General features: G+C 44.0%; 19 protein-coding genes and 1 tRNA gene. 8 read left to right on the top strand and 12 right to left on the bottom strand.

Annotated features, from left to right (window positions below; translation table 11 throughout):
- From Q8P28_05605 to gcvT, 8 genes are all read right to left on the bottom strand, one after another.
- A partial coding sequence (locus Q8P28_05605) for an SUMF1/EgtB/PvdO family nonheme iron enzyme (GenBank protein MDP2682269.1) occupies window positions 1–482 on the bottom strand: 482 nt, incomplete at its 3' end.
- A gap of 21 nt (window positions 483–503) precedes the next feature.
- Window positions 504–1,493 carry an SUMF1/EgtB/PvdO family nonheme iron enzyme gene (locus Q8P28_05600; GenBank protein ID MDP2682268.1) on the bottom strand — a complete coding sequence of 330 codons (990 nt, stop codon included), beginning with the start codon at window positions 1,491–1,493 and terminating at the stop codon, window positions 504–506.
- The gene (locus Q8P28_05595; protein MDP2682267.1) at window positions 1,456–1,878 is read right to left on the bottom strand and encodes a cytochrome c; all 423 of its coding nucleotides are present in this window, start codon (window positions 1,876–1,878) and stop codon (window positions 1,456–1,458) included. Before Q8P28_05595 ends, Q8P28_05600 begins: the two co-directional genes overlap by 38 nt.
- A gap of 34 nt (window positions 1,879–1,912) precedes the next feature.
- Window positions 1,913–2,872, bottom strand: coding sequence for a class II fructose-bisphosphatase (gene glpX, locus Q8P28_05590; protein ID MDP2682266.1), 960 nt, complete (start codon window positions 2,870–2,872; stop codon window positions 1,913–1,915).
- Window positions 2,873–2,914: 42 nt separating this feature from the next.
- A complete protein-coding gene (gene gcvPB, locus Q8P28_05585) occupies window positions 2,915–4,363 on the bottom strand; it encodes an aminomethyl-transferring glycine dehydrogenase subunit GcvPB (GenBank protein MDP2682265.1) in 1,449 nt (482 codons plus the stop codon).
- 33 nt (window positions 4,364–4,396) lie between these two features.
- Entirely contained in the window at window positions 4,397–5,749 is a 1,353-nt protein-coding gene (gene gcvPA, locus Q8P28_05580; GenBank protein ID MDP2682264.1) for an aminomethyl-transferring glycine dehydrogenase subunit GcvPA, read from the bottom strand.
- An 88-nt stretch (window positions 5,750–5,837) separates the two neighbouring features.
- A complete protein-coding gene (gene gcvH, locus Q8P28_05575; GenBank protein MDP2682263.1) occupies window positions 5,838–6,224 on the bottom strand; it encodes a glycine cleavage system protein GcvH in 387 nt (128 codons plus the stop codon).
- Between the two features lie 20 nt (window positions 6,225–6,244).
- Window positions 6,245–7,369: a glycine cleavage system aminomethyltransferase GcvT gene (gene gcvT / locus Q8P28_05570; GenBank protein MDP2682262.1), complete on the bottom strand. Its 1,125-nt coding sequence runs from the start codon at window positions 7,367–7,369 to the stop codon at window positions 6,245–6,247.
- Window positions 7,370–7,556: 187 nt separating this feature from the next.
- On the opposite strand from gcvT, the gene Q8P28_05565 reads away from it, so the two are divergent.
- The 7 genes from Q8P28_05565 (at window position 7,557) to proB (ending at window position 13,605) form a co-directional block, all read left to right on the top strand.
- Window positions 7,557–8,102 carry a cob(I)yrinic acid a,c-diamide adenosyltransferase gene (locus tag Q8P28_05565; GenBank protein MDP2682261.1) on the top strand — a complete coding sequence of 182 codons (546 nt, stop codon included), beginning with the start codon at window positions 7,557–7,559 and terminating at the stop codon, window positions 8,100–8,102.
- Entirely contained in the window at window positions 8,092–8,625 is a 534-nt protein-coding gene (gene cobU, locus Q8P28_05560) for a bifunctional adenosylcobinamide kinase/adenosylcobinamide-phosphate guanylyltransferase (GenBank protein ID MDP2682260.1), read from the top strand. The genes Q8P28_05565 and cobU overlap by 11 nt, the downstream gene beginning before the upstream one ends.
- An 80-nt stretch (window positions 8,626–8,705) precedes the next feature.
- Window positions 8,706–9,809, top strand: a complete 1,104-nt coding sequence (gene cobT / locus Q8P28_05555; protein MDP2682259.1) for a nicotinate-nucleotide--dimethylbenzimidazole phosphoribosyltransferase — start codon at window positions 8,706–8,708, stop codon at window positions 9,807–9,809.
- The gene (gene cobS / locus Q8P28_05550) at window positions 9,806–10,546 is read left to right on the top strand and encodes an adenosylcobinamide-GDP ribazoletransferase (protein MDP2682258.1); all 741 of its coding nucleotides are present in this window, start codon (window positions 9,806–9,808) and stop codon (window positions 10,544–10,546) included. The genes cobT and cobS overlap by 4 nt, the downstream gene beginning before the upstream one ends.
- A gap of 4 nt (window positions 10,547–10,550) precedes the next feature.
- Entirely contained in the window at window positions 10,551–11,186 is a 636-nt protein-coding gene (locus Q8P28_05545) for a histidine phosphatase family protein (protein MDP2682257.1), read from the top strand.
- 4 nt (window positions 11,187–11,190) lie between these two features.
- Window positions 11,191–12,420 carry an HD domain-containing protein gene (locus Q8P28_05540; GenBank protein ID MDP2682256.1) on the top strand — a complete coding sequence of 410 codons (1,230 nt, stop codon included), beginning with the start codon at window positions 11,191–11,193 and terminating at the stop codon, window positions 12,418–12,420.
- A gap of 30 nt (window positions 12,421–12,450) precedes the next feature.
- Window positions 12,451–13,605: a glutamate 5-kinase gene (gene proB / locus Q8P28_05535; GenBank protein ID MDP2682255.1), complete on the top strand. Its 1,155-nt coding sequence runs from the start codon at window positions 12,451–12,453 to the stop codon at window positions 13,603–13,605.
- Window positions 13,606–13,638: 33 nt separating this feature from the next.
- On the opposite strand, the gene Q8P28_05530 is transcribed toward proB, so the two are convergent.
- Window positions 13,639–13,715 (bottom strand) — tRNA-Pro (locus Q8P28_05530).
- A 48-nt stretch (window positions 13,716–13,763) separates the two neighbouring features.
- Here Q8P28_05530 and Q8P28_05525 point away from each other — a divergent pair.
- The gene (locus Q8P28_05525) at window positions 13,764–14,306 is read left to right on the top strand and encodes a Slp family lipoprotein (protein MDP2682254.1); all 543 of its coding nucleotides are present in this window, start codon (window positions 13,764–13,766) and stop codon (window positions 14,304–14,306) included.
- Window positions 14,307–14,322: 16 nt separating this feature from the next.
- On the opposite strand, the gene rpe is transcribed toward Q8P28_05525, so the two are convergent.
- The 3 genes from rpe to Q8P28_05510 all read right to left on the bottom strand — a co-directional run bounded on the left by rpe (window position 14,323) and on the right by Q8P28_05510 (window position 16,868).
- Window positions 14,323–14,979, bottom strand: coding sequence for a ribulose-phosphate 3-epimerase (gene rpe, locus Q8P28_05520; protein ID MDP2682253.1), 657 nt, complete (start codon window positions 14,977–14,979; stop codon window positions 14,323–14,325).
- Window positions 14,980–15,036: 57 nt separating this feature from the next.
- Window positions 15,037–15,696 (bottom strand): TIGR04282 family arsenosugar biosynthesis glycosyltransferase, encoded by a 660-nt coding sequence (locus Q8P28_05515; GenBank protein ID MDP2682252.1) that lies wholly within the window; start codon window positions 15,694–15,696, stop codon window positions 15,037–15,039.
- A gap of 122 nt (window positions 15,697–15,818) precedes the next feature.
- Complete coding sequence (locus Q8P28_05510) at window positions 15,819–16,868, bottom strand: transglutaminase domain-containing protein (GenBank protein ID MDP2682251.1); 1,050 nt, start codon at window positions 16,866–16,868, stop codon at window positions 15,819–15,821.
- Between the last annotated feature and the right edge of the window lie 165 nt (window positions 16,869–17,033).

Raw genomic sequence — 17,033 nt, 5'->3', positions numbered from 1 at the left:
CCCCATGGATATTTGTTCCCATTCGGGCCTCTGGCAGCCTTTTCCCACTCTTCTTCTGTGGGCAGTCTCTTGCCTGCCCAGGCACAGTAGTTATAGGCATCAAACCATGTTACATTGGTTACAGGGTGATTTGCTTCACTGTTAGGATACATAGTATTTACCCATGTTGGGGGAGGGGGATAGTTTGCCGCAGTAACAAATGTCTTATATTCCATATTAGTTACTTCGTATTTACCTATATAAAATCCTTTCAGAAATATTTTCCTCACAGGTTTTTCATCCTCATAGTATCTGCCTTTTCTTTCACCGAACTCCTTTCCAAGGCCTTCTGTGTCAATATCTGCGCTTCCCATGATAAACTCGCCGGAGGGTATATATACCATGCCTTCTATTTGGGACGCCTTTTCTATGGAGCACGAAAATAGAAAAAGACTGGAGATTATGAGCAAATAGCCGTAGATCTTCTTATTCTTATCTATCATCGTTAAATTTCCGCATAAATTTTATTTTACATCTGAAGCGCATCTGAAGCCGAAGCTGTCATTCTTTATGGATGGATCAAAAAATGACCTGTTAAATACAGGCGCCGAAATACCGCAGGTGTAGAACGAGCAATCCATCCATGAACCGCCCTTTAACAATCTATGTTTCTGACCAAACTCGGGGCTCACAGCATCTGATCCTGGGTGCGCAAAATAATAATCATCAACCCATTCCCAGACATTCCCGCTCATATCGTAAAGGCCGTAAGGGCTCTTCCCTGCTTCAAATGAACCGACTTCCATTGTGCCTTCATATCCACTCAAGGGATTATTAGATTTATTCATATCCCATTTGTTGCCCCATGGATATATGCGGCCGTCAGCGCCTCTGCTTGCCTTTTCCCATTCCCTTTCACGGGGAAGCCTCTTGCCGCGCCACTTACAGTATGCATCCGCATCATTCCAGCTTACAAATATTACAGGGTGTTTCCCCTTTCCGGACGGATAGCGGCCATATTCCCAATTATCCGGCGCATAGTAACCGGAGGCAGAAGTAAATTTCTTGTAATCCTCGTTTGTCACCTCAAACCTGTCTATGTAAAAAGCCCAGAGATACACAACATGGAGGGGTTTTTCATCCCTCAACCTGTCGTCAGTGCCCATAAGGAATTCACCTGCAGGAATTAAGACCATGTCCTTTAAGTCTGAAATAATCTCCTTCTCTGCAGCTTCTGCTACCCCTATAACCCCTTTCCTGGGAGCCGCATCCTTATAGGGATGGCCTGCAATGCCGTGGCAGGTGAGGCATTTTTTTAGCTTTTCTATATCTTCCTTCTTATATTTGGGATTGGTGTGGCAGTCTATGCAGGTGTTTGCATAGACATAGGCATTGTAGAAAAGCATGACTTGAAAGATAAGGGGTAATATATAGATGAGCCTGCGCATTATTTTAATCTGTTTTCCGATATCTATCCTACTTGAAATCAGGAGAAGCTTTTCTAAGTTTTTCATCCGAGAGAACTCCTTCAAACTGGCAGTTGCAGAGTTTCCTGAGGTATAAAATTACGGCCTTTATTTCCTTATCCGTAAGGGTAGCTCTCCATGGCGGCATCATAGCCGACTTGCTTATACTTATCCCGCCGCCCTTTATTACCTCCTCTAACTGTTTATCTGTCCTTGTTGACATATAAGAGGCGTCAGTATGATCCCTGGGATTTATCCGCATATCGGTATCGGGTGCAGAGTTTACACCATCACCCCTCCCTTCAAGGCCGTGGCACTGGCTGCACCAGTGAAGATATAGCTCGCGTCCATCTATCTCAACCTCAGCGTGGGCAGAAGACGGCATTATAGCACAATATAAAACAAACAATGGATAAAGAATCCGCATCTTCATATAGATGTAGTTTGGCAGGGGTTTTAGCCTGCGATTAGTAACTTGGCTTATGTTTAAAATAGTGAGTCGCTGTTATGTATCGGATTGTCCTAGTCTTTGACCGCATCACAACAGAGTGGGTTTCCGCGCCTCCGCCGAAAAATCTGACGCCTCTTAAGAAATCACCATCTGTAACCCCTGTTGCCGCAAACATTACATCGCCTTTAGCAAGTTCTTCTATGTGGTATATTTTATTTATATCCTTTATGCCCATCTTTTTTGCCCGCGTTATTTCATCGTCATTTCGCGGCTTGAGTCTTCCCTGCATATCGCCGCCTACACACCGCAGGGCTGCTGCGGCTATAACCCCTTCCGGCGCGCCGCCGATGCCCATGAGCACATCCACGCCGCTCTCCTCTTTTGCCGTGGCAATGGCTGCCGACACATCGCCGTCAGGGATAAGCTTTATCCGCGCCCCGGCCCTTCTTACCTCCTCAATAAGGTCTTTGTGTCTGTCCCTCTTCAAGATGATAACCGTAAGGTCTTCAATATTTACTTTTTGAGCGTCAGCGATATTTCGTAAATTTTCCGTAGGCGTCTTGTTCAGGTCAATTGCCCCTTTGGCCCGGGGACCAACAGCTATCTTTTCCATGTAGGTATCAGGCGCATGAAGGAAATTGCCTTTTTGTGCAATGGCTATAACTGACAGCGCATTTGGCCCGCCTGTTGCGGTTAGGGTGGTTCCTTCCAGAGGGTCAAGGGCAATATCTATTGCGGATGAGTTGTTGTCTCCACAGCCTACCTTTTCTCCGATATAGAGCATGGGGGCTTCATCCCTTTCGCCCTCGCCTATAACCACTGTCCCGCACATCTTGATTGAATTAAATGCCTTTCTCATTGCGTCCACCGCAGCCTGATCAGCGGCCTTTTCATCACCCCTTCCCATAAGCCTTGCGCTGGCCAACGCAGCAGCCTCTGTAACCCTTACAACCTCTATTGCTAAGTTTTTATCCATAAATAAATCTCCTGTTTAGCTCATAGCTCATAATAGTTGCTATCAGCTATTTTTCCATCTCAATATCGGATTTCTTGCTGCCCGTGTCTCATCAAGCTTGCCGAGCCTTGTGGTATGCGGCGCATTTTTAACCATATCCGGATTTTCTTCTGACTCGTTTGCAATCTTTATCATGGCATCAATAAATCCATCCAGAGTTTCTTTGGTCTCCGTCTCTGTTGGCTCTATCATGAGCGCACCCGACACAATAAGAGGGAAATAGATGGTAGGCGGATGAAAACCATAGTCAATAAGCCTTTTAGCGATGTCAAGCGTATGCACATCCTTTTCAGATTGCGCTTTGTCCGAGAACACACACTCGTGCATACAGGTCTGGTCATAGGCAAGATGATAGCGGTCTTTTAATCTCTCTTTTATGTAGTTGGCGTTCAGCACTGCCATCTCGCTAGCCTTTTTAAGACCATCCGGCCCCATTGCCTTTATATAACTGTATGCCCTCGCCATAATGCCGAAGTTGCCGTAGAATGCCCTGAGTCTTCCAATGGTTTTTGGCCTATTATAATCAAGGCTAAACCTCCTCCCCTTTTTTATTATCCTCGGTTTCGGCAGGAATGGCTCAAGAGATTTTTTCACGCCAACAGGGCCGCTGCCAGGCCCCCCCCCGCCGTGCGGCGTTGAAAATGTCTTATGAAGATTAAATTGAATCACATCAACGCCCATATCGCCAAGTTTTGCGATACCCATAAGCGCATTCAGATTTGCGCCGTCGCAATAAATAAATCCGCCCTTCTTATGGACTATCTCAGCAATCTCTTTTATATGCCTTTCAAAAAGGCCGAGGGTGTTCGGATTGGTAAGCATCAGCGCCGCTGTGTCCTCATCCATGACAGATGCTATTGCCTCAGGGGTTATAATACCGCCGTTTTCTTCCTTCACAGAGACAACAGTAAAACCGGCAAGATGAGAGCTTGCAGGGTTTGTGCCGTGGGCAGTATCAGGGATAATCACCTTTTTTCGCGGTCTTCCCTTTTCCTTAAAATACGCTGCAATCATGAGCATACCGCACAACTCTCCATGCGCGCCTGCAGCAGGCTGAAGAGTAACCGCATCCATGCCGCTTATCTCTGCCAAAAACCCCTTAAGCTCATACATAAGCTGCAATGCCCCTTGTGTCAGCTCTTCCGGTTCGTAAGGATGAAGCATGGAAAATCCATGAAGCCTTGCAATATCCTCGTTTATTTTGGGATTGTACTTCATGGTGCATGAGCCGAGGGGATAAAAACCTGTATCAACGCCAAAATTCCACTGAGAAAGCCTCGTAAAATGGCGGACAACATCTATTTCAGACACCTCCGGGAATCCCTTAATGTCATCACGCAAAAATTCCTTTGAGATAACATCACGAGGATTAATTTCAGGGCAATCCGATTTTGGTACGGATACGCCCTTTCTCTTTGCAGAACTTTTTTCAAATATTAATGGTTCGTCCATTGCGGGTCCTTTCTTATGCCTATATTACATAATCTATGTAGCTATCTTCTCCAGCCCCTCCAGCAATTCATCCATCTGCTCTTTGGTATTCATCTCAGTTGCGCAAATCAGTACATGCCTTGAAAGCTCACGATAAAGCCCTTTTAGCTGAAGCCCTGCAATCACACCCTTTTTTAAAAGCGCCTTTAACACACCATCAGGTTCTTTATCCAGTTCTATTACAAATTCGTTAAATGTCGGAGCGGTAAATGCCGGCTTAATTCCTTTTATATTTGCAAGCCCATTTTTCAGGTACTCTGCCTTTGATAGATTTAATCTTGCCAGTTCCATCAAACCGTTTTTTCCAAGCGCTGTTAAATAGATCGCCGCCGCCAGAGCGCACAGCCCTTCGTTTGTGCAGATATTGGATGTTGCCTTTTCTCTTCTGATATGCTGCTCTCTTGCAGCCATAGTAAGGACATAGCCGCTTTTTCCTCTTTTATCAACAGTCTCTCCAACAAGCCTTCCCGGCATCTGCCTTAAATACTTTTCTAATGTTGCAAAAAAGCCGAGATACGGACCGCCAAAGTTGAGGCCGTTCCCAAAGGCCTGTCCTTCGCCGATTACAATATCAGCGCCAAGTTCTCCCGGTGGTTTGAGCAGACCCAAAGATATGGGTTCTGCAATTGAAATGATTAAAATACTATTATTTTTATGGACAACCTCAGCAATGGCTTTGATGTCCTCAATTGAGCCGAAGAAGTTCGGTTGCTGGATAACAACGGATGAAGTGTCTTTATCAAGGAGTTTTTCTATTGCCTCCGGCATTGTCCTGCCTGTCTCTGTGCAGTAAAAGACTTCTTTTATACTATCTCTATTTCCGGAGAGATATGTATTGATTACCCCGCGATATTCAGGATGAATGGCGGCAGATAATATAACCTTTGACCTGTTATTAATCCTTCTGGCCATTAAGACTGCTTCTGCACTTGCAGAAGCGCCGTCATACATGGAGGCATTGCTCACATCCATGCCCGTGAGCTGGCATATAAGGGTCTGGTATTCAAATACGGCTTGTAAAGTACCCTGGCTGATTTCCGGCTGATATGGTGTATAGGCAGTATAAAACTCGGAACGGGATATGAGATGATTTACAATGCTTGGCATATAATGGTTGTATGCGCCTGCGCCAAGAAAGGAAACATACTCCTCTACCGTAGCATTCTTTCTGCTGAGAGTTGTCATCTCCTGAATTAGCTCTTGCTCAGAAAGAGGAGCAGGCAAGTTTAACGGCTTCTTTACTCTCAGGTTATCTGGAATTGCCTTAAAAAGGTCTTCTACAGACTCCGCGCCAATGACCTTGAGCATTTCCTGTATATCTTTTTCGGTATGGGGGATGTATGACATGTCGCTATGCTCCATTGCAAAATGAAGATTGAACATTGCAAATTGCAGATTAGATATTTTGCATTTTGCATTTTACAGTTTGCAATGACTATTTTTCTTCCTCCACATACTTTTTATATTCATCTGCTGTCAACAATTCTTTTATTTCCGCCGGACTATTCATCTCGACCTTCAACATCCATGCATCTCCGTAAGGGTCGCCATTTATAACCTCAGGGCTGTCAACCAGCGCGTCATTTATCTCTATGACAGTTCCGCTGATAGGTGAATAGAGGTCCGACACCGCTTTGACAGACTCAACAACGCCAAATGTCTCATCCTTTGTTACGGCTGCCCCGTCACTTGGAAGCTCAAGGTAAACAATATCCCCAAGCGAATCCTGGGCATGATCGGTAATCCCAATTGTGGCTACATTCCCTTCCATTCTTACCCATTCATGCTCTTTGGTGTATCTTAAATCTTTTGGAAATTCCATAGTTCCCTCTCCTTTTCTTTTTAGTTTGCTGCCTTTGCAGCGGTGTCTCTTGTATAAAACCGGGTTTTTGAAACCTTAGCCCTTACCATCTTATTTCTAATCTCTACTGCTAATTCCGTCTCAATAGGCGAAAATGCCGTTTCTACATAACCCATGCCAATGGCCTTGCCAAGAAACGGCGACATTGTTCCGCTTGTTACTTCACCGATTGCCCTGCCCTTTGCAAAGATTTTATAGCGGCTCCGCGGTATTCCGGATTCTATCATCTCAAGACCAACAAGCTTTTTATTTATACCTTGCCTTGCCTGTTTTACCAATGCGTCCTTGCCGATAAAATGTCCTTTATCCAATGTTACAAATTTGTGCAAACCTGCCTCAAGAGGGGTTGTGTTTTCGTTAAGTTCATTTCCATACAACGGGAAACCCATCTCTAATCTCAATGTATCTCTTGCCCCAAGGCCGATTGGCTTTATACCGAACTTATTGCCTGCCTCCATCAATCTTTGCCAAATCGTTATTGTCGCATCCCATGGAGTATAAATCTCAAACCCGTCTTCACCTGTATAGCCTGTCTTTGATATGACAACATCTGCGCCAAAGACATTTACATTTTTAAAATGGTAATACCTTATTAGAGATAAATCAAGATTGCAAGTATTTTGTAAAACCTCCTGAGACAGAGGCCCCTGTATAGCTATCTGGCCAAAATAATTACTTAGATTTTTAATATCTGCAATACTGCCGGCATTTTCCTTAATCCAGTTAAAGTCCTTTTCTGTGTTTGAGGCGTTTACGCAAAACATATATCTTGTATCGCTGAATTTGTAAAGCGTAACATCATCCACTACCCCGCCATTCGGATAACATAACAACGTATACTGCACCTGGCCATCTTTGAGTTTAGATGCATCATTGGTTGTTATGCCTTGAACTGCCTCAATGGCCTTTGCGCCTGATACCTCTATCTCACCCATGTGGCTTACATCAAACAGCCCGCATGACTTACGGACAACGAGGTGTTCTTCTATCACACCGGCATACTGCACAGGCATTTCCCATCCTGCAAAGGGAACCATTCTTGCATGAAGTTCTTTATGGATTTGATGGAGCGGCGTAATCTTTAAATTTTTATTTTCCAAGGTCATCCAGCCCTTTCATTTGGCAATTATTGCAAGTGGAAAAAAAAATGTCAAAGGGAAAAAAATAAAACTTTGTATTGACTCATTTGATTTAAACTTGATAGTCTATGCGCAATTACTTTTTAAAAGTAACTACACAGGGAATCCCGTTAAAACCGGGAGCTGTCCCGATATAACATCGGGGTGGAAAGGGATGGGTTTCTTATTTATGAAAAAAGGCCTGATACATATTTACACAGGGGAAGGAAAGGGCAAAACAACAGCCAGCATCGGCCTTACTATAAGGGCTGCCGGCCAGGGGAAGAAGGCGCTTTTTGTGCAGTTCTTTAAACTTGATGATGCGCCGTCAGGAGAAAAGGAGATATTCAAGAAGATCCCTGAGATAGAGCTTATCCGCTCTAATGTCCGGCATCCAATATTTACAAAGGAACATACAGATAAGGAACTGCTTCAAAAGTCTATTACAGATACCTTTGAAGCAATAAAGAAAAGAATTGATAAGGGCGATGTAAACCTCCTCGTTCTGGACGAAATAAACAGTGTCGTTGCAGGAGGCTGGCTCTCGCTGGATGAATTATCAGCTTTTTTAAGAAACAGGCCGGAAGGGTTGGAGGTGGTATTAACAGGCAGAGATGCTCATGTTGAACTTGTAAAGACGGCAGACTATGTTACAGAGATGCTAAAGATAAAACATCCGTTTGACAATGGTGTAAAAGCTAGGAAGGGAATTGAATACTAAACTTATCTTCGTAACAGGCGGGGCACGTTCAGGGAAGAGCGCCTTTGCATTAAAACTGGCAGAGTCAATTCCTGGAAAGAGATTGTATCTTGCCACTGCCGAGGCATTGGATAATGAAATGCTGCAAAGGATTAAGAGGCACAAAAAAGAAAGGGGAAATAACTGGAAGACTATAGAGTCGCCGATAAAGATCGCCGATGTTATTAAAAAAAATACTGGATACGATGTGATACTGCTGGACTGTTTGACGTTGTGGATTTCAAATATGATGCACACCGCCAATCGCCCCTCTGGCAAAGGTGCGGGAGGAATTACAAAAGAAATCCATTCTCTTATCTCTGCCTGCAAAGCATCCAAAACAAATATCATAATTGTTTCTAATGAGGTTGGGCTTGGCATTGTACCTGACAATCCGTTGGCAAGAAGATTCAGGGATATATCAGGCATCTCAAACCAGAAGATGGCAGAGGCTGCAGATGAGGTCTATTTTGTGGTAAGCGGGATGGAGATGAGGTTGAGATAGCACAGAGTATCAAAAAGAGTCAGGGGGCAGGGAAAAGACTATGACTCTATGACACTAAATTATTTATAAGGGGGTCTCAAATGTCCAAACTTGAACAAACAATAAATTCCATCAGGCCGTTAAATCCTGTATTTTACGAAAAGGCGCAGAAGAGGCTTGATAATCTTACAAAGCCGCAAGGGAGTCTGGGAAGGCTGGAGGAATTCGCAGCGCGGATTGTTGCCATCACTGAAAATACGCGGCCTGCGCTGAATAAAAAGGCGATATTTACCTTTGCAGGGGACCACGGTGTTGCAGAGGAAGGGGTTTCTGCATTTCCAAAAGAGGTTACGCCGCAGATGGTGTTGAATTTCCTGCGGGGCGGCGCAGGGATAAATGTGCTGGCAAGACATGCGGGAGCGGATGTGGCGGTTATTGACATTGGCGTTGATTATGATTTCGGCAATCTGGATGGTCTCATACACAAAAAGATAATCAGGGGAACAAAAAATATCCGCAAGGGGCCTGCCATGACAAGGGGAGAGGCAATTAAGTGTATTGAAGTGGGCATTGAACTATCAGGGGAATATGCTAAAAAGGGTTATCATATCTTCGGCACAGGCGAGATGGGGATTGCAAACACAACCCCTTCCAGCGCCATTGCCTCTCTCTTTTCAAAAAGGCCTGTGGCTGATGTTACAGGCAAAGGCACAGGGATAAATGAGAGCGCCTTTCAAAACAAGGTAAAGGTCATAGAGGATGCGATTAGGATAAATAAGCCCAATCCGAAAGACCCTACGGATGTGCTGGCAAAACTCGGCGGCGCAGAGATAGCGGGCATTGCCGGCCTTGTGCTGGGCGCAGCCGCAAACCGTATTCCTGTTGTTATTGACGGATTCATATCAACAGCAGGGGCGCTCATTGCTTATGAGCTTGAGCCGAAGGTTAAAGAATATATGTTCGCAGCGCACACCTCTGTTGAAAGAGGACACTGGATAATGCTGGAGAGGATGGATTTGAAGCCCATACTCAATCTTAATATGAGGCTTGGCGAAGGAACAGGCGCTGCGCTCGGCATCTCTTTGATAGAGGCAGGCGTGAAGATATACAACGAGATGGCAACCTTTGGAGAGGCTGGCGTATCTGATAGAAATGATGAAGAAGAACCAGCAATCAGCAGTCAGAAGTCAGAAGCAAAAAGATGAAAGGTTTTATATACGCACTGCAACTCCTCACGATTATCCCTGTCAAAATCAAAGACACTGTTGAAGAAAGGGAACTGGGCAGGAGTACAGCCTTCTTCCCTCTGGTCGGCGCAGTTCAGGGGATAATCCTTGTTGGCGCAAATCTCCTCTTTTCAAGGTTTTTACCAACCGATATTGCAAGCGGCCTTGTCTTAGTAGTTTTAATATTGACCAACGGCGGTTTTCACCTTGACGGCTTTGCTGACACCATTGACGGCCTTGCAGGCGGCAATACAAGGGAAGAGAAGCTTGATATAATGCGGGACAGCAGGATAGGCGCTATCGGTGTTGTGGCGCTGATTCTTTTGCTCCTGACAAAATTTCTTGCCATAAACAGCCTGCAGACAGAGATAAAAAATTACATCCTCTTTCTTATCCCTGTTATAGGCAGGTGGTCTATGGTTCCAATGGCATACTGGGCGGATTATGCGAGACCAACAAGCGGCCTCGGCAGGACGTTTACAGAGAATACAGGCATAAAAGAATTTTTGCCGGCAACGTTCCTTGCATTATTTTTCTCCACAATCTTTTTAGGATGGCTTGCGCTTCCCTATTTAGCTGTCATGCTTTTTATGATATATTTAATAACAGTATTTTTCAGAAAAAAATTAGGCGGCGTAACTGGAGATGTGTTCGGTTTTCAGAGCGAGATGTCAGAGGTGTTATTTATTTTAATTGTAATTGCAGAGGTAATATAAAGATATGAACATTACCCGTCTCTATCTCCTCCGTCACGGCCAGGTGGTTAACCACCATGAGTTCCGCTACAACGGCCACTTTGATGTGGATATAACAGACATAGGTGTCCTGCAGATGGAAAATATTGCGGCATTTCTTGCAAAAGAGCCGATAAAGGCAGTGTATTCAAGCGACCTTCAGAGGGCATTCAAGGGGGCTGAGATTATAGGAAAGTATCTGGAGATAAAGCCTGTAAAGATTCATGCCTTCCGTGAGCTTCACCTCGGCAGGTGGGAAGGGCTTACAAGGGAAGAGGGCGCAGCAAAGTTCCCTGAAGAGGCAGATTTCAGATTCAGAGATCTTGCAAATACAAGGGTTAAGGACGGCGAGAACCTGCATGATTTAAAGGCAAGGGTTATGCCTGCCTTGGAAAGTATTTTAAATAAACATAAAGGCGGGCATATTGTCCTTGTTGCACATGGCGGTGTGAACAGGGTTGCCCTTTGCGATGCCATGCGCCTTCCCATGGAAAATTTTTTCAGGATTGAGCAGGATTATGGCTGTCTCAATGTGGTTGATTATTTTGACGATGGTGTTAAGGTAGTAAAGCTTCTAAACGGCGGGCCGAATCAGGAATTAATGACAGCGGAGATTTATTAATTCTATGCTCAATGAAAAACAGAAACTCACACAGATAATAAATCTCGGGCTGGAGGTCGCTCAGGTTAAAGATATAGATGTTCTACTTGAGAGGCTTCTTACAGAGGCGCGGCAATTTGTCAATGCAGATGCAGGCTCAATCTACATAAAAGAAGGCGCTGAGTTAAAATTCAGCTACACCCAGAACGAAACCATTAGAAAGAAACTGCCTGAAGGCAAAAAGCTCATCTATTCCACCTTTGCAATCCCAATAAATGAAAAATCTATAGCAGGATATGTGGCACTTACGGGCAGGACATCGAATATTAAAGATGTTTATAAACTGCCGGATGGTGTCCCCTATTCATTTGACAGGCAATACGACGAGATATCCAATTACCGCACACGGTCAATGCTGACATTTCCTCTTAAAACCCACAGAGGAGATGTAATCGGTGTGCTTCAACTCATCAATGCCCTTGACAAGGACAAAAATATTATCCGGTTTGCTGAGGAGGATGAGCCATTTATTATGCACTTTGCCAATAATGCGGCTATTGCCGTGGAGCGCGCCATGATGACGCGGGCAATAATCCTCAGGATGATAAGGATGGCCGAACTCCGCGACCCCAAAGAAACAGGCGCCCATGTCAATCGTGTGGCTGCATATTCTGTGGAGATTTATGAGACATGGGCTTTGCAAAAGGGGGTTTCGGAAACGGAGCTTAACACTAACAAGGATATCCTCAGAATGGCCGCGATGCTTCATGATGTGGGGAAGGTGGCAATTTCCGATGTTATATTAAAAAAACCTGCCAGACTGGATAATAATGAGATGGAAATAATGAAACAACACACCTATCTTGGCGCAAGGCTTTTTTCCGACGCATACTCAGACTTTGATGAGACTGCCTGCCTTGTTGCGCTAAATCACCATGAAAAGTGGGATGGCAACGGATACCCCGGACATATTGACATCATGACAGGCAAACCCCTCTCTAACTTTGAATCCGGTAAAGGGGCTGCACTCGGCAAAAAAGAAGAAGAAATACCGCTTTTTGGCAGGATAGTTGCTATTGCGGATGTATACGACGCATTATCCTCAAGAAGGGTATATAAAGAGTCCTGGGATGAGTCAAGGGTGCTGGAAACCCTTAAAGAAGACTCAGGCAAGCACTTTGACCCTGATTTGATCAGTGTCTTTTTCGCAAGCCTTGACGCCATACGCAGCATCGCAGCGCGATATCCTGATTAAGAAAAACAGACAGGAGGTTAATGATTTATTTTGAAGAGAAAAGATTATATTTCCTCTGCAAAAAAGATTGTCGTCAAGATTGGCAGCGCTGTGCTTGCAGGCGGACATGATGACGGGCTTGATGAGGCAGTGTTTTTAAATCTTGCGAGGGGCATATCGGAAATAAAAAAGTCCGGCAAAGATATTATTCTTGTTACATCAGGCGCCATTGCAATAGGAATGAAAAAGATGGGGCTTAAAAAAAAGCCGGCAAGCATCCCTGAAAAACAGGCAATCGCAGCCCTTGGACAAGGAAGCCTGATAGCATTGTATGAAAAGGCATTTACGCCGCTGGGCGAAAAGGTTGCCCAGATGCTCCTGACGCATGATGACCTTGGCAACAGGCAGAGATTTTTAAACGCCAGGAATACCCTCTCTACCCTCCTTGGCTACAATATAATCCCGATCATAAATGAAAACGATACTGTGGCAGTGGATGAGATAAAATTTGGCGACAATGACCATCTGGCTGCGCTTGTTACAAATCTGATTGAAGCAGATTTGTTGGTCATCCTGACAGATATAGACGGATTGTTTGATAAGGATCCCAAAAAGGATAAGACAGCAAAACTTATACCTGTGGTAGATAATGTTGACCATCTTGCTGTAGTATGGAGAGGAGAGACAGCAAGCCCCCGATTGAATCTATCGGGGGCAAGCGTATTCGGCACAGGCGGCATGGCATCAAAGGTAGAGGCGGCAAAAAAGGCTGCACACTTCGGCGCGCCGACTATTGTTGCTAATGGAAGAGATGCCGATATATTGAAAAAGATTTTCAGCTGCGCGGATGTTGGGACACTATTTCTTCCAATGGAGGACAAGCTTACAAGCAAAAAACACTGGATTGCATTTTCTGCCAGGCCAACGGGGCGGATATTTGTTGACGAAGGCGCAAAGGATGCTATTCTAAAAAAAGGGAAAAGCCTGCTGCCGTCCGGTATAACAAAGATAGACGGCGTATTTGAGGCAGGTGAGGTTATTTACTGCGTAGACCGGCACGAAAAGGAATTTGCAAGGGGTGTTGCAAACTACAGTTCAATAGAGATTGAAAAGATAAAGGGGATTAAGACCACCGAGATTGAAAAGACCTTAGGCTATAAATATTATGATGAGGTGATACACAGGGATAATCTTGTGACGTTATAATCACAACGATTAGCCAATCTTTTTCTTCTGAATTGGTCGGGGCGGCGGGATTCGAACCCACGACCCCTGCGTCCCGAACGCAGTGCTCTACCAGACTGAGCCACGCCCCGAAAGAATATAATAATGATTGAACAGCAATTAGTGTATAGTAAAAAGATATGAAAGGCAAATTATTCTTAAGACAAAAACTCTGCCCTGTTATTTACCCCCACACCAAAATCTTTGGTGTGGGGGTTTACTTATTACTGTTAACCTCATTAATCTCCTGCGCGCCTGTCATATCGCCGGAGGTTTTAAAGACCGTTGACCAAGCAATTACCTTTGAACAAATATTAACAAACCCAGATGCCTATAAAAATAAAATGGTTCTCCTGGGCGGCACAATTATCAGGACCACAAATCTGCCGGATGAAACGCTTATTGAGGTTGTCCAACAACCATTAAACAGAATAAATATGCCAAAAAATCCTGAGGCATCGAAGGGTAGATTCATTATACTGTTTAAGGAATTCAAAGACCCTGCCATATTTAGTCAGGGCAGGCTTATAACTGTGGCAGGTGAAGTAACCGGCTCTCAGCAAAGGCCGTTTGGTGAAACCAATTATAATTATCCTGTCATATATCCAAAAGAATATCACCTGTGGAAACCCTATGGAGGCCCTGATATTCACATAGGCATCGGTGTAGGAACAACCTTCTAAAAATACTCACGCAAATTTATTCGCCTATCTCCAGCTTCATCGCCGCTATTGTCTTCTTATAGTTTTCGCTCCCGAATACAGCAGAGCCTGCAACAAACACATCTGCGCCTGCCTTTGCCACAGCGCCTATATTAGAAACCTTTATCCCGCCATCCACCTCAAGCTCTGCATTGTAATTACCCTCATCAATCATTCTCCTGAGACGTTCTATCTTCGGAATGCATGAATTTATAAAACTCTGGCCGCTGAAACCCGGATTTACAGTCATAATCAAAACCAAATCAACATCTCCCAATATATGGTCAAGACGGCATAGAGGAGTTGTAGGATTCAGGGATACGCCTGCCCTTATACCTTGTTCTTTTATATACTGAATAGTTCTGTGCAAATGCCTGCATGTCTCCGCATGGACCGTTATAATGTCGCTTCCCACCTTCGCAAAATCCTGAATAAACTTATCAGGGTTTTCTATCATCAGATGAACATCCAAAGGAAGCCTTGTCGCCCTTCTGACAGCCTCCACAATAAATGGCCCTACTGTTATATTTGGCACAAAGTGGCCGTCCATCACATCTATATGTATATAATCCGCCTTTGCGTCCTCAACAGCCTTTATCTCCTTTGCAAGTTTTGTAAAATCTGCAGACAGGATAGATGGCGCTATCTTTTTCATTTCTTACCCCTCCGGAAGGCTTATAGGCTATAATATATTCTAACGGTTTGTCAACTGTTAGGTATTTGTATGTATATCTTTAAAAATCTTTTCAAGCAGTTTACCTGTTTTTGTTGCAGGAGAGATTGACCTCAGATTGTTCCTTAATTTTTTAAGGGTGTTTATCTCATCCACATCATACCATTGCGGCAATACAGCCGATTTTAATCCAGCCCTCTTTGCCTTTTCTATGGTCTCTTTAAAAACCGCATCTGTGCTCCATGAAATGTCTTTGAATATTTCCCTGTGATCCCCCCTTGACATAGCAATAAGATAATAGCCGCCGTCTTCAGAAGGGCCAAGAACAAGCCCTGTTTTTCCTTTAAGCAACAAAAAAGATTTTTCAATGTATTCAATTGGCAGGTCAGGACTGTCGGCGCCTATTATTGCAATCTTTTTGTAACCGATGGAAAAAAGACGGGAAAATATATTCTGAAGACGTTCACCGAGGTCTCTACCTTTTTGAGGGATTATGACAGCCCCTGATGGCGCTAATCTTTTTGCCCTGCCTATGAGATTTTGAGGGGTGTATGCCGCAATAATGTCTATATTACTTAATAAACTTATGCGGCTAAAAGTATCGTGTATAAAACACCTATAAAGTTTTGTCGCATCTTCTTTGCCAATCTGCGTCGCAAGTCTTGTCTTCACCTGTCCAACAACAGGAATTTTTAACATTACCACAAGGGCATGAAAAGATTTTTTTTGAATAAATTGCATTGGGGAAGCCTAACACAAAATGACTGGCTGAACAAGAAAGAGGATTGATCCCTTGAGTTACAGGTATATGCTTCATTGATTTAATTCCACTCTTTAAAGGTAATTTTGTATTTCAATTCCTTTTGCGCTGCCAGCCATTCTACAGCCTTTCCATCGATCTCAGCATATGGATACATAAATCCGTATGGCAGTACACCGTCCTTCTGCGCCGGGCTTAAGGAATAACCCTTTGCCCCTCTGGTTAAGACAATCCTGTACGCATCAACGGCCCCAAAGTAGTAGTCCCGATACTCTTTTGTTTTTGCGTCCTTTATTAACTCCAGTTTTTCCGTAAGCATTGCCTTTCTCACATCTGCAGGGTCAACTGGAACCCAGCCATAGCCGGGCATATAAAACTCAGCCCAGCAGTGATGCCCGCCTGTCATATCCTCTTCAGGCTTTTTGCCGAGTCTTAATCCCCAGACCTCTCTTGCAGGAATCCCGGCTGCCCTTGCAATAGCCACATATACACCGCTTATGTCAGCGCATTTTCCTCCCTTTTCTGCAAGTATCCTCTCCACATCGCCTGTCCCGCACCCCTTAATATCCGGATTCCTGACTGTATTTTCAATAACCCAGTCATAGACAGCCATTGCCTTATCTTTTATATTTTTCTTGCCGCGGATTGCTTTAAGCGCTATCGCCTTTATTTTCCCGTCTATTGGTATAAACTCGGAACCTTTGACATATTCTTTAACCTCAACAGGTATGCCTGACTCCTGAAAAGGAATTTTTGACGGAAAATCTTTTTTTATCCTTTCCATTGCCTTTGCCTTGAATGTCAGGGTGATAAATCTCTCTTTTGCAGGCTGTGTCCACTCAGCATAAAGGGCCATATCCCCTTCCTGCTTCTGACCGTAGATGCCGCTGTAATAAAAATTGCCGTCAATCTTTACATCCTCTATAGTCTGCTCCTTGTCAGATACAGGATATGGAAGCCAGAGCCTTACATCTTTACTGTCCTCTGGCGCCTCAATATTTATCTTAAAGGTAACTTCTCCCTGTCTTTCCTTTGCATATAATAATCCCTGGATAGCAAAAGAAAATACCAATAAAAATAGAGTCATGGTAATTCCTCTAAATATACGCATGGTCTTCTTGCCTCCTTTGTTTTATTCTGCTATTAAAGCAAGTTATATAGATATTATAAATATGTCAAATTCAAAATTTGAATGGCAAAAAGGTTTTATATAGAGGGGCAGGACGTCTGTCCTGCAACTATTGGAGGTGTCAATATTTATTTTGGTTTCATCAAG

This window comes from Deltaproteobacteria bacterium (assembly GCA_030690165.1).
In the GTDB taxonomy this organism is placed as follows: Bacteria; Desulfobacterota; GWC2-55-46; order UBA9637; family UBA9637; genus JACRNJ01.
The sequence above is the reverse complement of the archived record's forward strand: the minus strand, read 5'-3'. Positions and strand labels throughout refer to the sequence as shown.

Excerpts from the sequence above, each read along its gene's own strand:
- Q8P28_05600 (MDP2682268.1), bottom strand. The coding sequence starts at position 1,493 with ATGAAAAACTTAGAAAAGCTTCTCCTGATTTCAAGTAGGATAGATATC.
- Q8P28_05595 (MDP2682267.1), bottom strand. The coding sequence starts at position 1,878 with ATGAAGATGCGGATTCTTTATCCATTGTTTGTTTTATATTGTGCTATA.
- glpX (MDP2682266.1), bottom strand. The coding sequence starts at position 2,872 with ATGGATAAAAACTTAGCAATAGAGGTTGTAAGGGTTACAGAGGCTGCT.
- gcvPB (MDP2682265.1), bottom strand. The coding sequence starts at position 4,363 with ATGGACGAACCATTAATATTTGAAAAAAGTTCTGCAAAGAGAAAGGGC.
- gcvPA (MDP2682264.1), bottom strand. The coding sequence starts at position 5,749 with ATGTCATACATCCCCCATACCGAAAAAGATATACAGGAAATGCTCAAG.
- gcvH (MDP2682263.1), bottom strand. The coding sequence starts at position 6,224 with ATGGAATTTCCAAAAGATTTAAGATACACCAAAGAGCATGAATGGGTA.
- gcvT (MDP2682262.1), bottom strand. The coding sequence starts at position 7,369 with ATGACCTTGGAAAATAAAAATTTAAAGATTACGCCGCTCCATCAAATC.
- Q8P28_05565 (MDP2682261.1), top strand. The coding sequence starts at position 7,557 with ATGGGTTTCTTATTTATGAAAAAAGGCCTGATACATATTTACACAGGG.
- cobT (MDP2682259.1), top strand. The coding sequence starts at position 8,706 with ATGTCCAAACTTGAACAAACAATAAATTCCATCAGGCCGTTAAATCCT.
- cobS (MDP2682258.1), top strand. The coding sequence starts at position 9,806 with ATGAAAGGTTTTATATACGCACTGCAACTCCTCACGATTATCCCTGTC.
- Q8P28_05545 (MDP2682257.1), top strand. The coding sequence starts at position 10,551 with ATGAACATTACCCGTCTCTATCTCCTCCGTCACGGCCAGGTGGTTAAC.
- Q8P28_05540 (MDP2682256.1), top strand. The coding sequence starts at position 11,191 with ATGCTCAATGAAAAACAGAAACTCACACAGATAATAAATCTCGGGCTG.
- Q8P28_05525 (MDP2682254.1), top strand. The coding sequence starts at position 13,764 with ATGAAAGGCAAATTATTCTTAAGACAAAAACTCTGCCCTGTTATTTAC.
- rpe (MDP2682253.1), bottom strand. The coding sequence starts at position 14,979 with ATGAAAAAGATAGCGCCATCTATCCTGTCTGCAGATTTTACAAAACTT.
- Q8P28_05515 (MDP2682252.1), bottom strand. The coding sequence starts at position 15,696 with ATGTTAAAAATTCCTGTTGTTGGACAGGTGAAGACAAGACTTGCGACG.
- Q8P28_05510 (MDP2682251.1), bottom strand. The coding sequence starts at position 16,868 with ATGCGTATATTTAGAGGAATTACCATGACTCTATTTTTATTGGTATTT.